We start from the raw sequence: 25,308 nt of genomic DNA on the forward strand, positions 1-25,308 counted from the left end.
GCCGATCAATCGTTCCATGCACGGTTGAGCCCTCCTGCAACGAGATCGGCGAAGCGTTCTGCCGCCGGCAGCGCACCATAGGGATTGATCGAGCCGAGCATGAGGACACGACCTTGCCGTACCGGCGGAAGCGCATTCCAGAATGCGCTTTGCTGGAGTTCCGCCAGAGCTTCGGCCGGATGCGGCGGGATGAGGACGATCCATGCATCCGGCATGGCGGCTAGCCGTTCGATGCCGACCGGTGCGGTCGCCGAATAACTCGTCAAATCCGGCCAGGCATTGGTCAGGCCGGTGCGGGTGAGAACTTCCCCGAACATGCTATCGGAGCCGAAGACGCGAAAGTGCCTGGCGTCGCCCAGATTGATCGGCAGGATCGGCCGGTGATCGCCCTTGCTGAAACTGGCGCGATAGGCTTCGAGCTTTTCGCGCATCGCGTCGACGAGGGCGCGACCTGTCATAAGTCCAAGCCGATCGCCGATCGCAAGGGTTGCCTGCTCCGAAAGCTGGTAGGGGTTGGCTCCGGGTTGATAAATGGCGTGGCTCTCGACCGGTGCGATCAGCCGCATGCGATCGTCGGCCCAGGTATAGAAATTGGAATTGAAGATCAGATTTGGCCTGGATGCAAAAAGGACTTCGAAGTTCGGCGTGCCGCGCAGCCCGAGATCGGCAACGCCCGCGGGAATAGCCGGGGTCACGGCAACGTCGCGGAATTGCAGTAATTCGGTACCGGCAACCACATTTGCGCCGATCGCCAGCAGGGTTTCCAGAATGGCCCAATCGAGCGTCGCCACACGCGGGCTCGCCGCCGCGCGCGCCGGCGTCAGGCCTGCGATCGCGCCTGCGCCTGCCATCGCAATGAACTGTCTTCGAGACAGCTTATGGGTGTTTCCTGCTGTCATTGGAAATAGCTGACCAGGCTGCAGCACTGTGACTGGGCAAGCATCCCCGCGCCGACGCGGTAAATTCGCAGCCACTGCGTCGTCATGCGTAAGCGTTGCCTTCGGTTTGAAACGAGTTCGAGGATTGCCTTGCGGCAATCCTCGGTTCCTTGCCATGATTGAAAATGAAAGTATACTATAATTCTCAACTTACCACTTCTTGCTGAGCTTGAAGGTGATGGTTCTCGCTTCGCCGTAGCCGCACACATTCGCGCCGGCGCAACCCGAGACATATTCCTTGTCGAACAGGTTCGCGACGTTGAGTGCCGCACCCCAGCCCTTCTTCTCGTAGCGGATGCCCGCATCGAAGAGTGTTGCCGAGGGTACGCGCAGCGTATTGGCCTGGTCTGCCCAGGATTTGCCCTGGTAGCGCACGCCGGCGCCAATGCTGAGCCCGTCAAGCGCATCGCTCGTGAAGGCGTAGTCGAGCCAGAGGGATGCGGTGGAATTCGGCACCAGATAGGGCGAGTTGCCGATGATGGAGGAGTCGAGGTCCTTGGTGATCGTCAGCTCGGTGTAGGAATAGGAGCCGAGGAGCTTCCAATTGTCATCCAGATTGACCTTGCCTTCGAATTCGACACCGCGCGAGCGGACCTCGCCGACCTGGCGCTGCAGGAAGGTGACTGGATCGGTCAGCGCCATGTTCTTGCGGTCGATCTGGAAGATGGACGCCGTGAACAGGCCGTCGATGAAGTCGGGCTCATACTTGATGCCGGCCTCGTATTGCTCGCCCTTCTCCGGCGTCAGACCACCGCCGGTAACGCTGGTGCCGATCAGAGGATTGAAGAAGGTGCCGGCGCTGACATAGGGCGTGATGCCGTTGGAAAACTCGTAGGCGAGGCCCGCACGGCCGCTTGGCGCTGATACGTTCGACTTGTAGCTCGTGCCGACCTTCGAGTCGGAATTGGTGTCGACGAAGTCGTAACGGCCGTTGAGCGTGACCAGCCAGCCGTCGCCGAAGCGCATCTGGTCCTGCGTATAGATACCGAGTTGCTGCTGCGTCATGACCTGATTGAGGTAGACGAAGTTGCTGCCCTGCGGCGTGCCATAGACGGGGTTGGTGGCGCTGATCGGATTGGAGCCGCAGCACGCCTGGATCTGGTCGAGGCGGTAGATCGAATAGTCCGTGCCGATCAGGAAATCATGGCTGATCAGTCCGGTGTCGAACTTGTTTTCTGCGCGCGTATCGACGGAGAACGTATCGACCTTTGAGCGCTCGAAGAAGCCGATGCGGTTCAGCATGTAGTTGGGATCGTCATAACCAGGGCTGAGCGGATTGCCGTCGACATAGCCGTTCAGATACGGGCCTTCCTCGCGCTTGTAGAGGTGGCCGTAGCGCGCGTTCTGCGACACGGTCCAGCCGCCGTCGAAATCGTGCGAGAATTCGTAACCCAGCATCTGCTGGGCATATTTGAGATTATCGATGCTTCGCTCGCCATAGAAGGCATCGCGCTTGATCGTGCCGAAGGGGGCATCGACAACGGTGCCGACATAGGGGAAGAAGCCGTTGCCGCTATGGATTTCGTCCAGGCCGCTCAGCATGCCGAAGACGGTCAGCTTGGTGGACTCATCGGGCGAGATGGTAACCTGCGGCATGATGAAGCCGCGCAGGTCGTGGGTGCCGTCGCTATAGGTGTCGCCGCCGGCGATCTTGCCGGTCAGGCGATAGCGGTAGACGCCGTCGGCCGAAAGCTTGTCGGAAAAGTCGAAGCCGACGAAGGCATTGCCGAGATTGTTGATGCCGATCTCGGTCGAATATTGAGGAGTGTCCGTTGGCTCCTTGCGGACCATGTTGACGAGGCCGCCCGGATTGGCACCGCCATAAAGCACGGAGGAAGGCCCCTTCAGCACTTCGACGCGCTCGAGCATATAGGGATCGATCTGGAAGCCACCGAAGCCGTAGCTATAGAGCGTCAGGCCATTCATGAAGACGCCGCTCTGCGTCGCGTCGAAGCCGCGAATGTAGAACCAGTCGGTATCGCCATCATTGCCGAAGGGCTGCGCGGTGACGCCGGGCGTATAACGCAGAACCTCATCCACCTTGTTGGTGATGCCGCGATCCTGCATTTCCTGCTGGCCGATGACGGAGACCGATTGCGGTACCTCGGTGATTGGCGTGTCGGATTTTGAGCCTGCCGTGGTCTTCCTGGCGACATAGCCCTTGACCGGCGCGGTGCCGCTGTCTTCACTCTTCTGTTGCGAACCCTGAATAACCAAAGGCTGCAGCTCCGTCGGCGTTTCCTGCGCCATGACCTTGGAGCCCGCTAGCAGCGCGATAATGGCTGCGCCCGTCGCTATGAGCCGCGCTCGCGATACCTCCTGCTTCAATCCCTGCATTTCCGTCATTCGTCCCGAATTCTTGCGCCCGTTCGGCCGGTTGGCCGATCCCTCGATAAGATGAGTAGTTAATTCATATTTATGGGTGCGGCTTGTCTGTCACGGGGGAAATTGAATGTTTTTGGGCAATTCTCCGCAAAACGTACAATTGATCGCGGACTGTGGTTTTCAGGCAAGCCTGCTCCGCTTCCAACTGGCGGGCGCGCTGCCGACATTCTTGCGGAAGACACGGGTGAAATGCGCCTGATCGGCAAAGCCGGTTTCGACGGCGACGGTCGTCAGCGGCATCTCGCTGTTCAGAAGAAGCTGCTTCGCCCGTTCGAGCCTGGCCTGCGTTTGCCATTGATGCGGCGGCACGCCCGTGGACGCCTTGAAGGCATGGCTGAAATGCGACTGGGAGAGGCCGGTCAATTCAGCCAGTTCTTCCAGCCGGATGGCGCGCGTGCAGTTCTCTTCGATATAGTCGACCGCACGGCGCAACTGCCAGGTGGCAAGGCCACTGCGTTTGCGTGGCTGGGTTCCGCGCAACTGCAACACGTCGATCAAAAGCGAAAGCGTCAGACCATCGCCGTAAAGATCGTGCAGTGGCTCAGGGTTTTCACATTCGGCGGCGATAAGCTCGGCGAGCGCCATCACCCGCGGGTCGTTGAAATGCAACTGTGGCCGGTCGAGCTGTGCCGGATCGATATTTTCCATCAGGCGCTGGCTGAGTATTTCCGCATCGAAATGAATATCGAGGTGGCGCACGAACTCGACGCCCGCCACGTCGACCCAGAGCTCCATGCCGGCAGGGATATAGGAGATGCGACCGCTACTATAATCCTGCAGCTGGCCTTGCGCGCCAGGCGAGGGTCGAACATTGGTCTTACCTGCCCCACGCTGCTCCAGAAGGATGAACAGGCGTGGATCGCGTGCCACATAGTATCCGCCGGCTTGTGCGGCACAATTGACGTTCCAGATATCGGCAACCATGCCGTTCCAGTAGCGACGATGCATGCCGCCGATGACGGAAAAGCCTCCGATCTTGTTCTGCATTCTCGGCTGAAACATCATTTGCTGCTTCCGGCGTCCGCCCGTGCATTAATCCTGTAAATTAAACTCAAGTTATTATAACAACAGTATTTAGATGACAATGCGTCGCGCAAGCGAGCGTGGCTTGAAGCTCTCCGGCGGTGAGCTTCAACGCATCGCAGTCACTCGCGTACTATATGGCAACGCGACCATTCTTCTTCACGACCTGCCCGTCAACGTTGATCGCGATCGAGGCCTATGGTGGTTCGCATCATTGGGCACGGCTAATTAATCGCTGCAAATCGGGCAAGCAATTCGGGCTAGCATTACAGTTGCATCTTTGTGCACTGCCTGAATCTATAGAGACGGCGCTGGAGCTTTGGGCGTCTTCGTTACGAGATGTGAAAGCGCGAATGCGACCGCTTTTTACACAGGAGCGGGTGGCGAATTCAGCGAGCCAATTCCTGGACGGTTTGCTGGGAGAAGAGCGACGCAAGACGGGATGGATGCGGGCGGAGGCGGCCGACGATCCCGGCCCATGGCGGCAGCAGGCTATTCTGGGGCGTGGTCATTGGGACGCGGACGCCTTGCGCGATATCGTGCGTGACTATGCCCTTGAGACGCTGGCCGATGCTGACGCGGTCCTGGTGATCGACGAGACCGGTTTTCTCAAGCAGGGCAAGGCATCCTGTGGTGTCGGCCGGCAATATACAGGTTCGGCGGGCAAGATCACCAATTGCCAGATCGGCGTGTTCGCATCGTATGTCTCTCGCCATGGTCATGCCTTCATCGACCGGGCGCTCTATCTGCCGAAGGTCTGGACGGAGGACGGGAGCCGTATGGCCAGCGCTCATGTGCCGGAAGCGGTCGGCTTTCTGACCAAGCCGGCACTGGCGCTGACGATGATCGAGCGGGCGATCGCTTCGGATGTGCCGTTTTCCTGGGTGGCTGCCGACAGCGTCTATGGCGTAGGCGACATCGAAATGGCGCTCAAACGAGCCGCCAAGGGCTATGTGCTGGGCGTGAACGCCAATCATCTCTTTCGCTCATGGGACAAACCGCTGGCCGTTGCCGGGACAGCGAAGGACATCGCCGAAGCCTTGCCTGACGATGCCTGGCGACGCATGTCGGCAGGCGATGGGATCAAGGGCGCGCGACTGCACGATTGGGTCTATCTCAAATTGGCCGACCTCGATGCCGATGATTTCGAGGCGGCATTCCCCGGCACCTGGACACGGGGGCTGTTGATCCGCCGCAAAATCGCCGATGGCGATCTCGCTTTCTTCTCCACATGGTGTCCGGTTGGCACATCCATGGAAAAGCTGGTGACCGTGGAGAGCCACCGCTGGGCCATCGAAGACAGCTTCGAAACCGCCAAGAACGAGCTCGGCCTTGACCACAATGAGACCCGCTCCTGGCACGGCTGGCATCGCCATGTCTCGCTGGTCATGCTCGCATTCGCCATGATGGCGGTCATTCGTCATCGCGCCAACACTATGCCACCCCCAAAAACGAGGCAGCGCTTAGGGTACAGCATCAGCAATTGATCCGCTGGTCGATCCAGGAAATCCGCCGGAGCGCAACACGCCTCGCACGACAGCGAATTGAACCTTCATGCGTCATCACATGGTCGCTTTGGCGACGGGTACACCAAGCCGCAGCAAGGCAAGCGCTCCTCAAATCAAAAATGCAACTGTAATGCTAATTCGTCTCTTACGTGAGGCGCAAATTGAGCTTGTCCTTCAACGCCTGCGGTCCGACACAAACAGCCTCAATTTGCTCATCCGAAAACGAAAGTGTTTTCAGGAAATGAAGCTGGAGCAGCGCCTCCATCTTCTCGCAAAGCACATATAGCGGCATTCCATCAGCCGACTTGTGCTCCGATTTAGGGTCATAGTGCGTCAGGTAGTTTCGGGTGTCCACTATCAACCGGACAAGACGCTTTCTGTCTGCGTCGCTTCCAAACCGATCCTTGAATGGTTCGAGAATCCGCTTCAGTCGGTCTGCAAGGCTGATCTCATTGGCGAAAGCCAGCTTCTGTCCAATCCACTCCTTGTGCGCGTCAGGAGCGGCCTTGATCAGAAGGTCCTTCAAGGCGCCGAAATCGGCGGCGGCCATCGCGGTTTCAGTCGAGGTTCGACGGTGCAGCGTTTCAACAGCCTGGGCGAGAGAAAGAAAACGTCCCTCCAGAAATGTATGTAACCCTGCTCTCGTTGAAAAATAGAGGTGCAAGACCGGTAGGATTACATCGTACAACTCGAACCAACTGGCGACTATCTTCTGGGAATTACCCTGAACATCGAGGTAGCGATACAACATCCGGAAGCTGTCAATTTTGGGCGTCTTATCGAGGTGGTTTTTCGAACGGTAGTACAAGTCCATCTTGGCTGGTTTGGTTTTACCCTCGCCAATCGGTTCCGTGATGGCTTTATTGATCGCCCAGACTTCCGTCACCGACACCATGGTGTCGACGGCGAACGATACAAACTCTCGAAGCATAGTGACGATGTTTGTAAAGAAGCCGGGCTTCTGCGGTTCCCGGGCTGATATTTTCAGATAAGCCGAGGCATTTATCTCTGCATGCTTCACGTCGGTCATGGACGGCATGGTGTGTCCGAAACCAACGGACAACGTGAAATCATCGCCTTCATATAGGGTAATCGGCTCGGGGCGACGGTACTCGACGGAGTAAACGAGTGGGGTATCAATTAACGACAGGGAAAGCCCTGAAACACGAAGCCACTCCTCGAAGCCTTGGACAGAGGTGTACTGCTCGTCGAAAGGATATCCTCATCGGCGTCGAATGCCACACCCAAAATTGCCCAGGATGCTTCGACTTTCGACTTGATGACACCGCCGAAACCGTAAGGCAGCTTCCGATAGAAGCAGTGCTCAAGAGTGAGCATGCCTTCCTTCTCAATCTGGCCGACCACGCGTCCGATGGTCAGCGTCTCATCCTTAAGGTCCTCGACGGACCCGGTCGGGCCGGAAAAACTCCCAAGGATTTCGAGATGAACCTTTCCGGCTTCTGAAATCGTCAACGTTCCTGGTGCTCTGTAGTCCTCCTTGCCGGGAAGCCAAAAGAAACCCGATCGTACCAAAGGCTCTTTAATGCGCATAAAACCCCTCTTCAAAAGACTTTTGTTGAAGCACAGCCAACGGATTAGCCTGTTCGTCCGCGATCAACTTCAATGGCAACCCATATAGGAAGCGCACGTAGCGATTGCACCCACATCAAAAAAAGGAGGGCCGTCTCTGGGGTGAGACGCGAGCCAGTTCCTTCTTCAGCCGCCTGATCTCCTCAGCCTCGTCGTTGCAGGTACCTGCAGCGATATCAATGTCTGGAAGCGCTTCTCTGTCGTTCATGCCCTATCTTGTTCTGATAAGCAGTATTCACAAACAATGGGCCATGCGTCAGTTCACGACGCATGGCAGGCACGACCGAATATAGGCGCTGATCCCACCTTGAGAGGGGATCAAGATCCTGCAACTAGTATATAATCTGGCACCAAGCGAAAATCGGAATAGCAAGGTCTCAGGTTCACATCCCATCAAGGCGAGCAGGATGGTTCGCGGCTCCGTTGTGCCCATTTCAGACGGTAGCTGGCTCGTATTCCGAGCGGTCTTGGCACGGCGATGCCGTTGAAGATCGCTAATTTTCTTCGATACAATAAGCCACCCGATAAAGCAAAAGGGCGCCGGCCAAGGCGGCGCCCTTGATGAGCGCTAAGACAGGTGATGCGACTTGGTCAACCCGAAAACCGGCGTGTCGATGCCGACCTGCCTGGCTTTCAGCTGAAGCGACAGGTATTGCGAATAGTGGCGCGATTGGTGCAGGTTGCCGCCGTGGAACCACAGCGCTTCCTGCTGCGTCGGTTTCCACATGTTGCGCTGCTCGCCCTCCCAGGGACCTGGGTCTTTGGTCGTGTTGGAGCCGAGGCCCCAGCATTTTCCGACCTTGTCGGCCACTTCGCGCGAGATGAGATCGGCCGCCCAGCCGTTCATCGAGCCGTAGCCGGTGGCATAGACGACGAGGTCCGCCGGAAGCTCCGTGCCGTCCTTCAGCACCACGGCGTTTTCCGTCAGATGCGAGACATCGACACCGGATTTCAGCTTGATCGAACCATCGATGACCAGGTCGCAGGCTCCGACGTCGATGTAATAGCCCGATCCTCGGCGCAGATATTTCATGAAGAGACCCGAATCGTCGTCGCCGAAATCCAGTATGAATCCGGCCTTTTCGAGCGAGGAATAGAAGTCCGCGTCCTTTTCGCGGATCTTGTCGTAAATCGGGATCTGGAACTCATGCATAATCCGGTAGGGCAGGGAGGCGAAGATGAGATCGGCCTTGCGCGTCGTCATGCCGCCCTCGACCGCCCGCTCGGAATAGAGATCGCCGAGGCCGATCTCCATCAGCGAGTCGGACTTGACGATATGGGTGGACGAGCGCTGAAGCATGGTGACATCCGCGCCGGCCTCCCAGAGCGCCGCGCAGATATCGTGGGCGGAGTTGTTGGAGCCGATGACGACGACCTTCTTGCCGGCATAGGCGTCCGGGCCGGGATGCTGCGAGGAATGCTGCTGCTCACCCTTGAAGACGTCCTGGCCTTCGAATTTCGGCACATTGGCCTTGCCCGACATGCCGGTCGCCAGCACCAGCTGCCTCGGCCGCAGCACCACTTCCTTGCCATCCCGCTCGATGACGACCGTCCATTCGCCGGTCTTTTCGTCATACTGCGCCGATTTGGCCGTGGTGGAGCCCCAGTAGTTCAGCTCCATGACCTTGGTGTACATTTCCAGCCAGTCGCCGACCTTGTCCTTGGGCGTGAAGACGGGCCAGTTCTCAGGGAAGGGGATGTAGGGCAGGTGATCGTACCAGACGGGATCATGCAAGCAGAGCGACTTGTAGCGCTTGCGCCAGCTGTCGCCGGGGCGCTCGTTCTTCTCGATGATGATCGTCGGCACGCCGAGCTGGCGAAGACGCGCGCCGAGCGCGATGCCGCCCTGACCGCCGCCGATAATCACGACCTCGGGCTGCACCGAATAGCCGAGTTCGGCGGCCGCGATCTCGCGCTTTTCCTTCCAGGTCTTGCGATCCCGGTCATGGCCGTGCTCCGCCCCCATCGGACGGCGAACCCCCTTGGGCTCCTCATGACCCTTCAGTTCCGTCATGGTGGTGAGCAGCGTCCAGATCAGGCCGTCCTTCAGGCGGATATGGCCATAGCCGCGCGCGACCGCAGTCTCGAATTCGAACCAGCCGTCGGTGACGCCGCCGGCCTCCGAGGCGGCCTCCTTCGTGTCCTGCACGAAGTTCGAGGGCTTGGTGGCGGCAAGCTGGCTGGTCAGCATGTCGCGGATCTGCTCATGGCCTTCCAGCGTCTTCAGGTTCCAGGTGAATGTCACCAGGTCGCGCCAGTAGCAATCGGCCTGAAACAGGTTGACAGCGGCGTCGATGTCGCCGCTTTCCAGCGCCTGCCCTAGCTTTGAAAGCATCGTGTCGATCTTGGTTCCGGGGCTGATATCAAGCATTTTTTCTCCTCCGTGGATGCTTGGGGGTGGTCATGGAACGCCCGCATGGGGGCGTTCCAGAAAGCGTCAAAGCCTCCGCCGGCCGGGCTCCTCTCCCGGAACAGGCGTCGCAGAGATGCTTATTTCGAAAGATCGATCAGGATCTTTAGATGGGTGCCGGCCGGATCGAGCAGGACATCGAAACCCTCCTTCACCGCCCTGTCGAGCGTGATGCGCTTGGTGACGATCTTGGTCGCCGGCAGCAGGCCCGAGGCGATCAGGCGGATCACGCGCGGCCAGTAATGTGTCGGATAGGCCCAAGAGCCCTTGACCTCGAGGTCGCGGAACGTGACCTGGAACCAGTCGATCGGGTTTTCGTGCGGGTGCAATCCGGTCTGGACGACCACGCCCTGTTTGCGTACCGCATCGACGCAGGCCTTGAGCGCATGTTCGTTGCCCACGCATTCGATCGCCACGTCGCAACCGACCTGTCCCTCCGTCTGCGTGCGGACGACATCGCCGACGTTGTCGCGCTTAGGGTTGATCGTGATGACGTCGGGCAGCACGCTCTTGGCCAGCTCCAGCCGGGCATCGTTAAGATCGGAGACGAAGAGCTGCGCGGCACCGGCCGCGTGGGCGGCGAGCAGGGTCAGCATGCCGATCGGCCCGGCGCCGGTGACGAGAACGCTGTTGCCGGCGGTCACGCCGCCGCGGTCGCAGGCATAGACGGCAACCGCCGTCGGTTCGACGAGTGCGGCCTCCTCGTCGGTCATCTCGTCCGGGATCTTCTGGACATTGTATTCGTTGACCATGGCGGCTTCCGCCATGCCACCGCCATCCCAGCTCAGTCCCACCAGCGCCAGCTGCGTGCTCAGATGGAAGAGGCCGCGATCGGCGAAATAGTCGCCCGATCTCGGCATGACCAGCGGCTGGATCGAGACGCGATCACCGACGGCGACCGACGTCACGCCCTCGCCAACGGCCTCGACGACGCCGCCGAACTCATGGCCGAGGACCTGCGGGCCGTGCGCGCCGGTGAACGGATGCGGCTCCTTGGGAATGAAGATCGGACCGTAGCTGTATTCGTGAAGATCCGTTCCGCAGATGCCGACGAAGCGGTTGCGCACGAGAACCTGTCCCGGCCCCGGCTGCTTCGGCTCGGGGATGTCGTCCAGCCGCAAGTCCTTGGCTGCATGAAATCTGAGTGCGCGCATGTTTCCTCCATTGGCTGTCTTTGACAACAGGGGAGGAGCAATGCCCATGCCAGCGGCGCGCGCCGGGGCGATGACTGATATCATTCAGCTTTTCGTGCCGGCAGCGGCGCGACATGCAACAGCTGCGGCGCAACAGCTGTGGCGGATGCCACAGTGTGGGGCTCAATGCGGGCGGTCTATGCCGAGCCGTCTCATGCGGCGGTGCAAGGTGGTGCGATCGATGCCGAGCCGGCGTGCGGCTTCGGATACATTGCCCTTGCAGGTCAGAAGCACTGCCCTGAGGTCGGCTTGATGGCTGTCTTCGCCGAGGATCGCGGACATGCCCGACAGCTGGTCCGGCAGATCCGTCACCTCGACCAGACCGTCGTCACACAGCGCTGCGGCAAAGGCAATGGCATTATCGAGCTCGCGGATATTGCCCGGCCAGGCATAGTGGAGGAGGAGCAGTCTGGCGGCACCCGAGAGCCGGAGAGGTCGGCCCTCCGTGCCATGCTTTTCGAGCAGCTGTTCGAGCAGCCAGGGCAGGTCCTCGCGCTCGCAGAGCGGCGGCAGCGTAAGCACCGCGGCGTTCAGCCGGTAATAGAGGTCTTCGCGGAACGCGCCGCCCGCAACCATGTCGACCAGCGATCGATGCGACGCCGAAAGCACACGGAAATCGACCCTGCGGGGGACCGAGCCGCCAACGGGAAGGACTTCGCCTTCGGCCAGAACCCTGAGCAGCCGGCTTTGTGCGGCGTAGGGCATGTCGCCGATTTCGTCGAGGAACAGGGTTCCACCCTGCGCCTCCTCGACCAGGCCTTTGCGGCCCTTGGCGAGCGCGCCGGTAAAGGCCCCCGGCGCATGGCCGAACAATTCGCTTTCGATGAGCTGTTCGGGGATGGCCGCGCAATTGACCGCAACGAAGCGGCCGGAAAGCCCGCTCACCGTGTGAACGATGCGGGCCAGATATTCCTTGCCGGTTCCGGTCTCGCCCTGGATGAGGATCGGCAGCCTGCTCGACGCGAGTTTCGTCACCTTGCGCCTGAGTTCGTCGACGGCCGGAACGTTGCCGCCCAGGCTGCTCATCGCCGGCTGTTGCCGGGACGGACGCGCAACAGGCACGCTCACCGTGCGCTGCTGCGGCTCGATGGCATGGGCATAGAGGGTCGACCCGTCGCGCACGGCGATCCGCCGGTTCTGCGGCAGGCTGGCGCGGGTGAGGGACGCGAGTTCGTCGAGCCCCGCTTCGAAGAAGTCGGTGACCGGTTGTGCGATCAGAAGCTCGGGCCTGCGCCAGTCGAGCCCGCGCGAGGCCGCAAGAAGCCGCGCGCCGCCATGGGTCATGCCGGTGATGCGGCCCGCGCCGTCGACGGAAATCGCCGCTTCCGGGTCGACGTCGAGGAACTCCGGTGCGCCGGCAAAGCGCAGCACCAGATCGTGACGGCTGCTGGCCATGAGGTTGGCGAGCTCGATGCGCCGCACCGTGGAAGAGACGAGATGGCGCGCCATGTTCTGGCTCGCCTTGAGGATCGGCGAACTCAGGAGCGAAATGTCGAGGACGGCGGCCAGGGTCCCTTGCGTGTCGTAGATCGGCGCGGCGGTGCAGGAGAGCGGCGTATGCGTGATATCGAAATGGTCTGTCTGGTGGATGGTCAGCGCCTCGCCGGTGGCGATGCAGGCGCCGACGGCGCAGGTGCCGGCGCGGGGCTCGGCCCATTCGGAGCCGAGATAGAGACCCGCCTTGCGCAGGTTGTTGTTGAAGGACGGATCGCCCAGGAATTCGACGGTAACGCCCTGACGGTCGGAGAGCAGCAGCACATAGTTCTGCTCTGCAACCTGCCGGTAGAGCCGCTCCAGACCGGAGCGGGCGATGTGCACGAGGTCTTCCGCCTGCTGGCGATGTTCGCGCAGCCGTGTCTGCGAGACGATGACCGCCTCGCGCGCCTGTGCCGGGTCAAGCTGGTAGGTGTCCAGGCAACGTCGCCAGGATTCCACGACGATGGCGTCGCGCCCTGTATTGCTTCCCTGTCCGACCCGCTCGATTTCCTTAACGTGATCCGCAAAATCCATCAATCACCGGCTCTCAAGGCCGCCTCCCGTGATCTTCCAGGAGATCATAGCCGCAATTGCGCGGGCTGCCTAATCTTTCGGCGCACTTCGACCTTCATCCGGAACCAGGCTTCCCTGGGCAAGATGGCGGAGCCAATTGCCGTTAGCGGCATCGTAAGGTCGAAGTAGGCTCGAAGTAACTCCTGTGTCACCCCCGTTGACCATCTCATCAGCGACGGCAACTTGGCGGAGTTGCTACGCCGTTTAGGCGGTAGACCATCCTAAGCAAGCCGGTGGACGCATAGCCCGCTCATCAAGGGAAGCCAGACATCTGATGGCGGGCGCCCGGCGGCAATCACCACTTTGGCCCTGAGTCCTTCAACCCCCGTAGGTACTGGTGCCTCTTATTGCTTTCACTGATTGACGGATCTTGAGTTCGGTCGGCACGAAGTCGACCTCCTCTCCGGTACCCGGACCGGTTGCTGCGGGATCCATTCGCGACCAGCTGTGAAATAGTCTCTTATAAAGAGCAGCCGGGATGCGACCGGACCGCTAGAGGCGCTCCGCGTTGGACGCGATACGCGCGAGGAGCTCTTTCAGTGTGGGCCTGCCGTGGTAATATAGCGCGGCGGTCCGCTCATACGCGCGTTCGTAAAGTCCGAAGGTATCGGGGTCGGAGAGGCTGAACGCCGGATTGCTGCTGATATCGCGATTGTCGAGCTTCGGGAAACGCCGGTCTTTGTGGGTGCGATATGCATCTGTACCGATGAATGCTTGAACGTCCGTTTGGTCCAGCAGGCAATAGACGTCGTAGTAATGCCCGAGGAAATTGGCAGGGAACTGTCCGGTTTCCTGCTGCTTGCGATATTTGGTGGACATGGTCTGGAGCTTTTCCACCAGGGTGTAACGAATCCCTTCACATCAACGGATCCGATTTCGTTGACTGTGGGTCGTGATCTTTAAAAAAATGGCGTTGCAGCCAAGCGCGGGACGACTGCTTTGCGCCTTCATATCGGATGTTGATCCAGCAACAACCGCATCATGAAAGCGGACGTTATGAGGTAGCCCTTGAATGGGCCGATCAATCGAACACCGTCTCATATTGTCGTGAACCTTGCGCGACTTTACAGGCCGCGATAAATTGCACATTGTGCATCGCACCATGATCTGATCGCTGACCTGCCGGTTCGGACAAAGGAAATGCTCCAGTGAGAGGGACGGGTGTCGAAGAGTTCCGGGACGGGTGGCGGCTCGTGTTGGCCGGCCTGTGCGGGTCGTTGTTGGGAATGCCCGCCATCCCGTTCTATACGATCGGCGTCTTCGCGCCGATTTTTGCCGAGGAATTCGGCTGGTCGTTTGCGACCATCTTTGGCGGCTTGTCGTTGCTTGCCGGTTCCGTTCTGATCGTGGGTCCGTTTTTCGCGACATTGATCGACAGGCTCGGCGCGCGCACGGTGGCGTCGATTTCCCTGCCGTGCCTGGGCCTGAGCTATATGACTCTCGCGGCATCGAACGGCTCGGTGGCGCAATACTATCTGTCGTGGCTCGCCATAGCGATATGTGGGTTGGGGGCAACACCGGTCGTTTTCACGCGGGTAATCAACAGTGCCTTCGCCGAGCGCCGGGGGCTCGCCCTCGGCATCGTGTTGTCCGGAGCAGGCCTGTTTGCTTTTGCGGTGAAGCCGCTTGCCCAATTGTTGATCGAGATCGGAGGATGGCGCGTTGCAATTCTCGTTGTGGGCGCACTACCGGTTTTCATCGCATGCCCCTTGGTTTTTTGGGGCTTTGCCGGGTCGCAAAGCAAGGACGTTCATGTCAGGCCCGCCACGGGCCAGGACTTCGAAGGCATGATGGCCGGCCGGGCTTTCCTGTCTCGCTCGTTCTGGCTCCTCGCCATTGTCTTTATTCCGATGTCGCTCGCCGTCGCTGCGCCGCTGCCCAATATCGAGAACATCCTTCGTTCGCTTCGCCTGCCGCCCGGCGATATCGTCCGACTCGCCTCTCTCGTGGGGATAGCGGCCGTTGCGGGCCGACTGCTTGGCGGCCTTCTGGTTGATCTTTTCTGGGCGCCTGCGGTAGGCACGGTCATCCTCACGATGGGCGCGGTATCGTGCCTTATCCTTTCACAAGACAGTGTGAGTTTCTCGACGGCCGCTATCGCGATCGTTTTGCTTGGGCTCACGTCCGGGATCGAGTTCGATCTGATGGCTTATCTGGTGGCCCGCTATCTCGGGATGCGAAGCTACGCAACGACCTACGCCACGCTGTACGGCATCTTCGTGGTTGGCGCCTTCGTGGGGCCTAGCCTGTTCGGCTACGTTTTCGACCGCACGGGCACCTATGCGGGCATACTTCAAGCCTGCGCGCTGCTGCTCGTCGGCGGTGCGCTCCTCATTCTTTTCCTGGGGCCGTATCCGGTCCGGAAAACCCAAACGTTCCCGTAATATCATAGCGCCGTTTGCGGCTCCGGTGGCTTCTGTCGGTTTTACCTCTTTTAACCAGCCGCCTTGCAGCCGCTGCGATATCGTCCCGGTGGGTTTCCAACCTTGGAGGTAATTGTGAAACGAACAATCTGGGGATTTCTCGCCGCCATGATTATTGCCTCTCCTGTCGCTTCGTTTGCCGCCGACAAGCCTGTCTCGATCGTTCTGGTCCATGGCGCATTCGTTGACGGCTCCGGATGGCAGGCGGTCTTCGACCTCCTGACCGGCGACGGGTATGAGGTTCTGGTCGTCCAGAACCCGACGATCAGCCTCAGCGGCGACGTTGCAGCCACCAATCGTGTGATCGAGGCGGCGAGCAAACCGGTCGTCCTCGTCGGCCATTCCTATGGCGGAATGGTCATCACCGAGGCGGGCAATAATCCGAAGGTGCAGAGCCTGGTCTACCTTGCCGCCTTTGCGCCAGACGCCAAGGAATCGGTGGCATCGCTTGCCGAACAACCCGTGCCTGCGGGAGAGTCGGGAGCGCCCCTGCTGCCGCCGAAGGATGGCTACCTGCTGGTTGATCCCTCGAAATTTCCGACCGCTTTCGCAGCGGACGTCGATCCCACGATAACCGGCTTCATGGCCGTCGCCCAGGTTCCGTGGGGCCTGGAGGCGGTGCAGACCCCGATCGACAAGGTCGCGTGGAAGACCAAGCCCTCGCACTTCATGGTCACCAAGAAGGACATGATGATCCCGCCGACGTTCCAGCGAGCATTTGCCAAGCGAGCCGGTTCCACCACTGTTGAGATCGACAGCAGCCACGCGGTGATGCTCTCGCATCCAAAGGAGGTTGCAGCTTTCATCGAGAGTGCGGCAACCGCGAAATAGCGAACGGGGAGAAGCAGATCATGTCTCATGTCAAGATCATGGCGACCTTGCTCGCCAGATCAGGCAAGGCCGGAGCTCTGGAGGCGCTGCTCTTCGGCATGGCGCCCCACTGCCGGATGGAACCAGGCAATCTGCGGTGGGATGTGTGGCGGACCAAGCGAAGGCCGACCGCTACGTGGTCGATGTATTCTACGTCGACAATGCCGCGGTCGCGGCGCACCGCGATACTTCGCGATTCAAGGACTACCTGTCGAAGATAAACGACCTCGCCGAGCAAAAGGCCTTCGTCCTCGACCCAGCGCTGGTTGCCAACAAGAACGGCTAGGGCAATTCAGGATAATCCCTTTCGCGCGACTTCATCTTGCCGCGCGAGGGCCTCAAGCAACCTACGGGCCTTCGTAACGCTCGCGCAAGGCAGTGCGTCATCGAATTCGGCATATACCGGCGAAAGCAGCTCGGCCGCCGCCTGCCGGTCGGTTTCGGCCCACAACTCCGCCAGCGACGTCGAGGCGCGCAGCCGGAAGAAAAGAGCGCCGCTTTCCCGCGCGGTCTCCGCAGCGAGCAACAAGGTTTCTGAGGCACCGGCCAGATCGCCGTCCAGCCGCTGAAGCAGACCGCGCACGCGCAGCAGTTCCGGCCGGGACCAGTGCTCGCCCTGTCTGTCGGCACGGTTGAAAGCAGCGCTCAAGCTGTCGCGCGCGAGCGCGATGCGTCCGTGACGCAACGCAGCTTCCGCAAGGATTGAGAGGTAGAACGGCACCCGAACGAGGAAATTGTTGGCGATGAGTTGCTCGGTAGCCTGGCGCATCGTGCCGACCCCTTCTGCGTCGCCGTCCATGCACGCGAGCGCACCCTTGTAAAAACGGCAGACAGGTTGCCAAATCGCGATTTCGCGCAGGGTGAGATTGCGGGCAAGCGCCGCGACGTGCTGCCGCGCAATCTCGGATTCACCGGACCATAAGGCGATGGGAAGGGCAGCCTGCGCAAGAGCATTGGAATGCGAGACGAGATGATCGCTTGAGATGCTGTGTCCGAGCGCGTCCCGAAGTGCCGCAGCCGCCTCCCTACGATCTCCGGCAACCCAGGCCGCCATCGCCAACGCCACCCGGATCGATACGAACCGATCCATCTGGAAGCGGGCCATGCCAGATTGCTTCTCGGTCGCTGCGTAGTCGCGCGCGAGCCGTTTCAGGTCATCGTTCGCATGCCTGACATTGCCGCAGTAGAAGACGGCCATGAGCCTGACGCGCTCGCCCTCGGCAGCCACCTGTCGGTCCTCTTGCTGGCCGGCCGCGAGCCGCGCGAATTGCGTCAGCGTCGCCATCGTCTGCCGGTGGCGCCCGGTGAAGCTTTGCAATATGCCGAGGCCCCATAATGTGCGGAACTGGTAGTCGACGTTGTCGATCTGTCGCGCCAGTTGATTTGCCTCCATCCATGCAGAGTCGGCTTCTGGGCCGAGACGGTCGGAGAAATTGAGACCCGAGGCATAGGATGCGATGAGCTTCATCTTCACCGCGGGTTCGCAGCGCGACAAGGCTTCGACACATTGCAGCGCCCGTTCGACACGTCGCCGGCTTTCCGCGACCATCGACAATTCGTCCCAAAGCGGAATTGCGGCACTCGTCAGGCGTACGCCGACCTCGTGCTCAAGGCCATCGCCCAACGCCCAGTCGATCGCCTTGCGCAAGTCGTTGATGCGCGGTTCGTAGGAGGCGGTCCATTCCTTCCTCGGCCGCCAGTACCACTCCGCCTCGGCTTGCTCGAACAGCCGGAGGAGATAGTGCGCGTGGCTCGATTGCGCATCAACTGCCTCTCCTGCCGTTTCGAGCCGTTCGCCGGTGAAACTGCGCGTACTGTCGAGCAGCCGATAGCGTGTTCCGCTCGCATCGTGCGTGGTCGACAAAAGCGACTTCGCGGCAAGGCTTTCGGTGTACATCGCGATCTCCTCGATGCTTCTGTCGATGTGGCTGGCCACACCGATGACATCGGCAAGAGAAAAGCTTGCCGAGAATACCGACAAAAGGCGCAGGAGCCTGGCCTCGTCCTTTGAGAGAAGCTGGTAGCTCCAATCCAATGTCGCAAGCAGCGTCTGGTGCCGCTGGGGAGTTCCACCCGAACGGGCGATGAGCGGAGTGAAACTTTCCTTCAGAAGGTTGAGCAAGGCCGGCGGCTTTAAGGCCGGCAGCCTGGATGCGGCCAGTTCGATCGCCAGCGCAATCCCGTCGAGCCGGCGGCATATCGCCGATATGGCGGGAAAGTCGGCATCATCGACCTGGTAGCCGTATGCCGCATGCGCCCGCTTCACGAAGAGCTCGACGGCTGGAAAGGCCATGGCCTCCACGCGGTTCTCGCCGCCCTGCTCATCCGGGTATGGAAGCGGCGACAAGCGATAGACGCTTTCGGATCGCGCCCGCAGCGGCTCCCGGCTCGTTGCGATGACATGAAGACCCGGAAGAGCGAGCGTCAGGTGTTCCGCGATCGCAGAAGCGGTGCTGAGAACGTGCTCGCAATTGTCGAGTATCAGCAGCATTTCGCGATCGCGCAGCGTCTCGACGATGCCGGCAAGCATGTTCGTCCATTTGCCGCCGGCCCCCAGAGACGCCGCTATCGTGGCATCGACGAGTTGTGGGTCGCCGATGGCAGCAAGATCGACAAAACAAACGCCGTCGCGAAAGCGGTCAAGCAGACTTTGCGTCAGTCTGACAGCGACCGTCGTCTTGCCTACCCCGGCTGGCCCCACGATCGTGAGGAGCTTGCATTCCGAAAGCTTGGCCACAAGGTCTGCAATTGCGCGGTCGCGACCGACGACCTCCGTCTGTAGAGGCAATTCCGAGCCCGCTGCCTTGGGTGTCTCGAGCGGGGGCTGGTGGTCTCCTCCGTACACACGCAACGGTGCAACGAAGCGATAACCGCGGCCGCTCACCGTGGCGATGCACGACAGCCCGGAGGCCGTTCCCGAAAGGGCGCGGCGCAAGGCTGCGATGTTGACCTTCAGATTGCCCTCATGGACGAAGGTGGCCGGCCAGGCGTACCGTATCAACTGGTCCTTGCCGACGACCTCCCCCGCGTGGATGACGAGCAGGTGGAGAAGATCGAGAGCCCGCGCTCCAATGCGCAGCGGCTTTTCGCCAAGCGTCAGGAGTTGCCGGTCTGGAATGAACCGGTAGTCCCCGAAACAGTATGTTTTGCCGTCTAGTCTGCCGGATTGTTCCATGCACTCACGAATAACTTCCCAATGAAACTTGACGTTTCGAGGTGCGCCCCACGCCCAGCCTGGGGAGCTTTCGCAGGCCATCGAATTTAACCCTCTTTTTACCTCGGCGCCATCCACACGCATATAGCTTAGGAAACATCGATCACCGTTGAAGAGCAACCCGAGACGATAAAGACGATGCCTTGTTCTCGCACCACCCTCAGTCTCTCCGATGCGAAGCGGATGCTGGCGGCGGGCGAAGCCGAAGCCGCAAGCGTCGGCATTGCCTACAACATAGCCGTCGTGGATCAGGGGTGGCGCGCTTGTAGCATTTGCGATCTCGCCATCGGCAAGGCATTGACTGCGCGTTTATTCAATAAGACCACCGTCTCTGGGCCAGTTGGCGCAACCCGGTGCGCCGCTCTTCGGCATAGAGCAAAGCAATGGCGGGCGGGTCATCATCTTCGGCGGCGGAGTGCCGGTGCGCATCGCCATTCCACTGCTGAGGAATAGCGATGGCAAAAAAGCGTTCGTCGAAACCGAAAGAATTCGCCTTACGCTCCCCTCTGCCGAGGCCTAATCGCTGGTTAAAAAAGGTAAATTCTGGCGGATTGTCCTTTGCAGCGTTGGAAGCCGCCGGTACGTTTGCATGCAATAGCCAAGTGCCAGCAAACTAAGGAAGGCTTGCGATGTTCGATATCGTTGTGAATGGCTCGAGGCACCAAGTCGACGTGATACCCGAGATGCCTTTGCTCTGGGTACTGCGCGATGAGCTTGGCATTACAAGTCCGAAGTATGGCTGCGGAATAGCCCAATGCGGCGCCTGCACGGTGCAAGTCGACGGTGAGGCCGTGCGCTCCTGCCAAGCGCGCATCGCAGACGTTGCCGGCAAGGCGATAACCACGATCGAAGGGGTTGGCAACGGCAAGCTGCACCCGGTGCAGGAGGCTTGGATCGAGCACCAGGTTGCGCAGTGCGGATACTGCCAGACGGGCCAGATGATCCAGGTGATCTCGCTGCTTAAAACGCATCCCAAACCGACCGATGAGGATATCAACGAGGTCATGTCGGGCAATCTCTGCCGATGCGGCACGTATGAGCGCATCCGCGTCGCGATCCACGCAGCCGCGGAAAAGATCGGAGGTAAGTGAGATGGGCACGATGCCGGTGCTTTCCCGCCGCGCCTTCGTATTCGGCTCCGCTGCCGTCGCCGGAGGTGTGGTGTTTGGGTCCTATGGTCAGGCTCAGGACAATCCCGCTTCTCCCGGCACGACTAACCCGCTGGCGGCGGACCTCGGCCCGGACTCGGTCGCCTTCAATCCATGGGTCGAGATCAGCCCCGACAGGATCACGCTTATCGCACAGCATGCCGACATCGGACAGGGTGTTGGTTCCATTCAGCCGATTATGATCGCGGAGGAACTAGATCTAGAACTCGGCCAGTTCGAGGTCCGTTTCGCCGGCCCCAGCCCCGCCTACTTCAACACCGGATTCGCGCACGAGATCGCCCCTTTCATGGCGGCGGACCAGAGCCTTGAAGCCGAGAAGGGCCGCGTGGCTGCGCTGGAATGGCTGAGGCAGTCGGGCCTGCAGATGACCGGAGGCTCGAGCGCAATTCCCGACACCTACGAAAAGCTACGCGTCGCCGGAGCAGTTGCCCGCGAGACGCTGAAAGCTGCCGCGGCTAGGCGGAGCGGCGCCGCCATTGCCGATATTCGCACCGAGGCTGGCCACGTCATCCTGCCAGACGGAACAAGAATGCCATATGTCGCGCTTTCGGCCGAAGCGGCGAAAATACCGCCGGTCACGGACGTCAAGCTGCGCAACCCGTCGCAGTGGCGCTTGATCGGCAAACCGATGGAGCGGCTCGACATACGCGCCAAGGTGACGGGCGAGATTATTTTCGGCATCGATCGCAAGATGGACGGCATGGTCTATGCGGCAGTCAAACTCAATCCCAATAAGGGCCAGCCGATCAGGTCGTATGACGCGAGCAAGGCGCAGTCGATGCCGGGTGTCAGTGAGATCCTGAAGATATCCAACGGCATCGCTGTCATAGCGACGAACAGCTGGTATGCGATGCAGGCGGCGGAGCGCGTCGAGTGCGTGTGGGAACCGTCCAGATATCCGCCCGATCAAGATGGGCACTGGGACATCGTGCGTTCCTCCTTCACCGCGGAATTCCTCGCCAAGCAGTGGCGTAACGACGGCGATATCGATGCCGGTCTGAAAGAGGGGACATTGCTCGAGGCGGAGTATCGAGCGCCCTATGTCGGCCACCAGCCGCTGGAACCGCTCAACGGCATCGGCATAGTGACCGACGACAGGATGGAAATCTGGGTTGGCCACCAGACGCCGCAATCGGTGCAGTACATTGCGGCCAAAGCAATTGGCATGAAGCCCGAACAGGTCACCTTCCACAACGAGTGGTCGGGCGGAAGCTTCGGCCACCGCCTGGAATTCGAAAACGTCAGGGCGCTTGCCGAGATCGCGAACCAACTGCGCGGGACGCCCGTGAAGATCGTCTTCTCGCGCGAACAGGACTTCCTGCAAGATATCCCGCGGCAGATTGCGATAGGCAGGTATCGAGGCAGTGTCAAGGACGGCAAAATCGTGGCAGCCGATGTCCAAGTGGCCTCAACGCCTCCCTTCAAGGAGCTGTTGGGGCGGATGGATATGCCGCCGAATGCCCCAGACGGCCAATTGGCCGTGGGTATCTGGAACATGTACTACGACATCCCGAATTACCGCGCGGCGAGTTTCGAGGTGCAGGGCGTGTCGCCGACTACCACCTGGCGGTCGGTTGGCGCTTCGGCCAATGGTTTTTTCACAGAGAGCTTCATCGACGAACTGATCCATGCGGCCGGACTCGATCCGCTCCAGGCGCGCATCGACATGTGCAAGATTCCTATCTACCGGACGCTTCTGCAAACGGTCGGCGACATGGCCGGCTGGAACGGACCGCTCGGCAACGGAAAGGGCCGCGGCGTCGCCTTCGTCGAGGCCTTCGGCACGGCAGTTGCCGAGATCGTCGAAGTGACCATGACGGATTCCGGCATCAGGATCGACAAGGTCTGGGTGGCAGCCGATGTCGGCAAGATCGTCGATCCCGTCAATTTCGAAAACCAAGTGCAGGGCGGCGTTGTCTGGGGTCTCGGCCATGCTATGAACTGCGAACTCACCTATGCAAACGGGTCAGTCCAGCAGACCAACTACAATCACCACGAAGCTATGCGGATGTATCAGTGTCCGGTGATCGAGGTGCGCGGGCTGGAGAACGACTACACGGTGCGCGGCATCGGCGAACCGCCGGTACCTCCGGCGGCGCCGGCGCTCGCTAACGCCATTTTCGCCGCGACCGGCAAGCGCATCCGCGAGATGCCGTTCAACAAATTCATAGACTTCGTTTGAGAGGCGCGGTCATGGACAGAACTCTGATTGCCGCTGCACTCGCTGCTTGGATAATGGCCCCTCTCACGGCGATGGTCTACGCCGAAGGTGAAGGTTCCAGGGATGCCCTGGCCCCGGGTAGCGTGAGCCGTGTGGCAGGTATGGAAGCATGGAAACGAATCGAGGCGGTTGTTACCCATCCACGCTGCGCAAATTGCCATGTGGACGCAGGCGGTATTCCGATCTGGACCCCTGCCGGTGAAACGAGGTCTCGCGTTCACGGGATGAACATCCATGGGGGGGTGAGCAGGATTGGCGCCGAGGCGGCACCCTGTTCGACCTGCCATATGACGTCCACTCTCCCGAACGACCCTGCACCCGCGCCGCCGCGCGCCGGCATTCCTTGGCAGCTCGCTCCGGTGGAGTTTCTTTGGTACGGCCGAAGTGGCGCCGAAATCTGCAAGCAGCTCAGGGATCCAGCCCGCAACGGCGGCCGCGATGCCGTCGCCCTGCTCGCTCATCTTCGACACGATGCATCATTAAACGGGTTCATTCCGCGAGGGTGGGAGCCTGGGGAGGGTCGCAGCACGCCGCCGGGAACCTTCGAGGATCACTTGCGGGACATGGCGGAATGGGGAGCCGCCGGACAGCCATGCCCGGAATGAGCCTGCTTGGTGCGTACGAAAGACCGCCCCTGCCGTCATTTCGCACCGACTGAGTGCCTTCACCGGTCGGACCCTGGGTCAGAACAGAGGCGCGAGCGCCGATCCATGTTGTTTCGTTGGCACAGACCGATGAGGTGGTATCTATGTTTGGAAAAGCCTATGAAGCTCAGTGTCGGGCAACGAAACTTGCTCCATCCAATGCGCCCCATGAGAACCGGACGCTCGTTCTTTTTGCGCTTATGCTGGGCAGTTTCTGTATCGGAACGTCCGAGTTCGCGAGCATGGGCATTATCCAATTGTATTCTGCCGATCTCGGTATAAATATTCCGACCGCGACGAACGCGGTCACCGGATATGCTTTCGGGGTCGTGCTTGGGGCACCGTTCGTTACGCTTGCGGCGGCGAAGCTCAATCGGCGCAATCTCTTGCTGTTTCTGATGGGACTGTGGCTCGTCGGAAACGTCCTGTCGTCGATGACGAGCAATATCGGGCTGTTTACGGTTGCCCGGTTCATAAGCGGCATGCCGCAAGGCGCCTACTTTGGAGCGGGAGCAGTTGTGGCGGCCTATTTCTTCGGCGCGGACCGGGCAGGAAAGGCTTTCGCGCTCGTTATGACCGGCCTGACGGTAGCAACGATCTTTGGATCGCCGTTGGCAACGTTTCTGGGACAGACGCTCGGTTGGCGGAATACCTATCTCGCCATGGCTGCGCTGGGTGCCCTCACGCTCCTGGCGCTGTTCCTCTTCGTTCCGCGCACCGAAGCCCTTCACGGAGGCTCCGTCGTGCACGAACTGTCGGGGCTGCGGCGGTGGAATGTCTGGGCGATGATAATCGTTGCGGCCTTGGGGATATCAAGGCGCTGTCAGGTTAACTGGAGCTGAAAGATTTTGCGGCTATCTCGCGGTGATGAGCCAGAGCCCAGTCAATTATAAACGTCATCGCTTTCCGCCGTCTCTGATTGCCCATGCAGTTTGGCAGTACTTCCGATTTCCATTGAGCCTGCGCCTGATCGGGGAAATGCTGTTGGAGCGCGGCATCGTCGTTTCGTATGAAACGATCCGATGCTGGGCAAAGAAGTTCGGCCCCGACTATGCCGCCCGCTTGCGGCGGAAAGCGCCCAGCCCGAATGACGTGTGGCATCTGGATGAGGTGGTCGTGACGATCGGCAGGCGGAAACACTGGCTCTGGCGTGCCGCTCGCGCCTGCCGCTGCGGAAACGGGAGCGGGTGATGCAGCGGTTCCGTTCGGCAGGCGCGTTGCAACGTTTCGTCAGCGTCTTCTCCGCGGTTCGGAATCTCTTTGTCCCAACCCGCTCGAAAAAGACAGCTATCGATGTCCACCTGCATCGCCTGAGGGCGATCGCCCATTGGAGGAATGCGGCAGGCATCGCCGCGTGATTACTGCAAGCCTGCCCATTGCGCTACTCGTCTCAATTAACCTGACATCACCCGATCTCGGCCTCGACCATTCCGAGGCCCGTTCCTGGCATGCCTGGTACCGCCACATGACGCTCGTCATCGCGGCTGCAGCGTTCCTCGCCAAGTTGGGCTCCGATTTGCGCCGCAGCGCCGCTGGCAAACCGAACGAAACGAGTCCAAACCCGCCAATCGCCGCCTGACTAACAAACTTGCGCTTTTACCAACTGTCGCAGAGATCCGCTATCTGATCACGCGGCTCCTACTGCGACCACCAATCAGGACTGGCTTCGTT

18 protein-coding genes and 4 pseudogenes are annotated in these 25,308 nt (G+C 60.3%); 10 read left to right on the forward strand and 12 right to left on the reverse strand.

The features are described from left to right. Positions 1 to 5: 5 nt before the first annotated feature. The 3 genes from AB8B29_RS31325 to AB8B29_RS31335 all read right to left on the reverse strand — a co-directional run bounded on the left by AB8B29_RS31325 (position 6) and on the right by AB8B29_RS31335 (position 4,328). Positions 6 to 851: an ABC transporter substrate-binding protein gene (locus AB8B29_RS31325; RefSeq protein ID WP_244655250.1), complete on the reverse strand. Its 846-nt coding sequence runs from the start codon at positions 849 to 851 to the stop codon at positions 6 to 8. Positions 852 to 1,088: 237 nt separating this feature from the next. Further along, positions 1,089 to 3,284, reverse strand: a complete 2,196-nt coding sequence (locus tag AB8B29_RS31330) for a TonB-dependent siderophore receptor (RefSeq protein ID WP_376774262.1) — start codon at positions 3,282 to 3,284, stop codon at positions 1,089 to 1,091. 159 nt (positions 3,285 to 3,443) lie between these two features. Next, a complete protein-coding gene (locus AB8B29_RS31335; protein WP_174157138.1) occupies positions 3,444 to 4,328 on the reverse strand; it encodes an AraC family transcriptional regulator in 885 nt (294 codons plus the stop codon). A 305-nt stretch (positions 4,329 to 4,633) separates the two neighbouring features. Here AB8B29_RS31335 and AB8B29_RS31340 point away from each other — a divergent pair, with 305 nt between their 5' ends. Further along, positions 4,634 to 5,833 (forward strand): IS701 family transposase, encoded by a 1,200-nt coding sequence (locus tag AB8B29_RS31340; RefSeq protein ID WP_113102582.1) that lies wholly within the window; start codon positions 4,634 to 4,636, stop codon positions 5,831 to 5,833. Positions 5,834 to 5,999: 166 nt separating this feature from the next. Here AB8B29_RS31340 and AB8B29_RS31345 read toward each other — a convergent pair whose 3' ends face one another. The 7 genes and pseudogenes from AB8B29_RS31345 to AB8B29_RS31375 all read right to left on the reverse strand — a co-directional run bounded on the left by AB8B29_RS31345 (position 6,000) and on the right by AB8B29_RS31375 (position 13,915). Beyond that, positions 6,000 to 6,605 (reverse strand): HEPN domain-containing protein, encoded by a 606-nt coding sequence (locus tag AB8B29_RS31345; RefSeq protein ID WP_342587930.1) that lies wholly within the window; start codon positions 6,603 to 6,605, stop codon positions 6,000 to 6,002. 3 nt (positions 6,606 to 6,608) lie between these two features. Beyond that, positions 6,609 to 7,007, reverse strand: a pseudogene (locus AB8B29_RS31350) (hypothetical protein); the annotation flags it as partial. Then, complete coding sequence (locus AB8B29_RS31355; protein WP_131512104.1) at positions 6,995 to 7,405, reverse strand: hypothetical protein; 411 nt, start codon at positions 7,403 to 7,405, stop codon at positions 6,995 to 6,997. The pseudogene AB8B29_RS31350 and the gene AB8B29_RS31355, both read right to left, overlap by 13 nt. Positions 7,406 to 8,012: 607 nt before the next feature. Beyond that, positions 8,013 to 9,815: an NAD(P)/FAD-dependent oxidoreductase gene (locus tag AB8B29_RS31360; protein WP_047641242.1), complete on the reverse strand. Its 1,803-nt coding sequence runs from the start codon at positions 9,813 to 9,815 to the stop codon at positions 8,013 to 8,015. 119 nt (positions 9,816 to 9,934) lie between these two features. Next, positions 9,935 to 11,008, reverse strand: a complete 1,074-nt coding sequence (locus tag AB8B29_RS31365) for a 2,3-butanediol dehydrogenase (protein ID WP_439006984.1) — start codon at positions 11,006 to 11,008, stop codon at positions 9,935 to 9,937. A gap of 162 nt (positions 11,009 to 11,170) precedes the next feature. After that, complete coding sequence (locus tag AB8B29_RS31370; RefSeq protein ID WP_047641243.1) at positions 11,171 to 13,057, reverse strand: sigma-54-dependent Fis family transcriptional regulator; 1,887 nt, start codon at positions 13,055 to 13,057, stop codon at positions 11,171 to 11,173. Between the two features lie 531 nt (positions 13,058 to 13,588). After that, positions 13,589 to 13,915: a hypothetical protein gene (locus tag AB8B29_RS31375; protein ID WP_174157139.1), complete on the reverse strand. Its 327-nt coding sequence runs from the start codon at positions 13,913 to 13,915 to the stop codon at positions 13,589 to 13,591. 374 nt (positions 13,916 to 14,289) lie between these two features. Here AB8B29_RS31375 and AB8B29_RS31380 point away from each other — a divergent pair, with 374 nt between their 5' ends. From AB8B29_RS31380 to AB8B29_RS31390, 3 genes are all read left to right on the forward strand, one after another. After that, positions 14,290 to 15,480 (forward strand): MFS transporter, encoded by a 1,191-nt coding sequence (locus AB8B29_RS31380; RefSeq protein ID WP_141694131.1) that lies wholly within the window; start codon positions 14,290 to 14,292, stop codon positions 15,478 to 15,480. Between the two features lie 147 nt (positions 15,481 to 15,627). Next, on the forward strand, positions 15,628 to 16,350 hold the full coding sequence (locus AB8B29_RS31385) for an alpha/beta fold hydrolase (protein WP_047641246.1): 723 nt from the start codon (positions 15,628 to 15,630) through the stop codon (positions 16,348 to 16,350). Positions 16,351 to 16,495: 145 nt separating this feature from the next. After that, positions 16,496 to 16,675: a hypothetical protein gene (locus AB8B29_RS31390; RefSeq protein WP_312865293.1), complete on the forward strand. Its 180-nt coding sequence runs from the start codon at positions 16,496 to 16,498 to the stop codon at positions 16,673 to 16,675. Between the two features lie 6 nt (positions 16,676 to 16,681). On the opposite strand, the gene AB8B29_RS31395 is transcribed toward AB8B29_RS31390, so the two are convergent. Continuing rightward, on the reverse strand, positions 16,682 to 19,564 hold the full coding sequence (locus tag AB8B29_RS31395; RefSeq protein ID WP_162734488.1) for an ATP-binding protein: 2,883 nt from the start codon (positions 19,562 to 19,564) through the stop codon (positions 16,682 to 16,684). Between the two features lie 352 nt (positions 19,565 to 19,916). Continuing rightward, entirely contained in the window at positions 19,917 to 20,198 is a 282-nt protein-coding gene (locus AB8B29_RS31400; RefSeq protein WP_162734489.1) for a hypothetical protein, read from the reverse strand. Positions 20,199 to 20,232: 34 nt separating this feature from the next. Here AB8B29_RS31400 and AB8B29_RS31405 point away from each other — a divergent pair, with 34 nt between their 5' ends. From AB8B29_RS31405 to AB8B29_RS31430, 6 genes and pseudogenes are all read left to right on the forward strand, one after another. Beyond that, positions 20,233 to 20,694, forward strand: coding sequence for a (2Fe-2S)-binding protein (locus AB8B29_RS31405; RefSeq protein WP_092576439.1), 462 nt, complete (start codon positions 20,233 to 20,235; stop codon positions 20,692 to 20,694). 1 nt (position 20,695) lies between these two features. Continuing rightward, positions 20,696 to 22,954 carry a xanthine dehydrogenase family protein molybdopterin-binding subunit gene (locus AB8B29_RS31410; protein ID WP_113102574.1) on the forward strand — a complete coding sequence of 753 codons (2,259 nt, stop codon included), beginning with the start codon at positions 20,696 to 20,698 and terminating at the stop codon, positions 22,952 to 22,954. Between the two features lie 326 nt (positions 22,955 to 23,280). Beyond that, the gene (locus tag AB8B29_RS31415) at positions 23,281 to 23,598 is read left to right on the forward strand and encodes a hypothetical protein (RefSeq protein ID WP_244655252.1); all 318 of its coding nucleotides are present in this window, start codon (positions 23,281 to 23,283) and stop codon (positions 23,596 to 23,598) included. Positions 23,599 to 23,741: 143 nt separating this feature from the next. Further along, a pseudogene (locus AB8B29_RS31420) lies at positions 23,742 to 24,452 on the forward strand (MFS transporter); the annotation flags it as partial. 52 nt (positions 24,453 to 24,504) lie between these two features. Continuing rightward, positions 24,505 to 24,995, forward strand: a pseudogene (locus AB8B29_RS31425) (IS6 family transposase). Positions 24,996 to 25,048: 53 nt separating this feature from the next. After that, a pseudogene (locus tag AB8B29_RS31430) lies at positions 25,049 to 25,216 on the forward strand (IS701 family transposase); the annotation flags it as partial. Positions 25,217 to 25,308 lie beyond the last annotated feature (92 nt).

This window comes from Rhizobium sp. 11_C7_N12_5, assembly GCF_051811145.1.
Taxonomy (GTDB): domain Bacteria; phylum Pseudomonadota; class Alphaproteobacteria; order Rhizobiales; family Rhizobiaceae; genus Rhizobium; species Rhizobium lusitanum.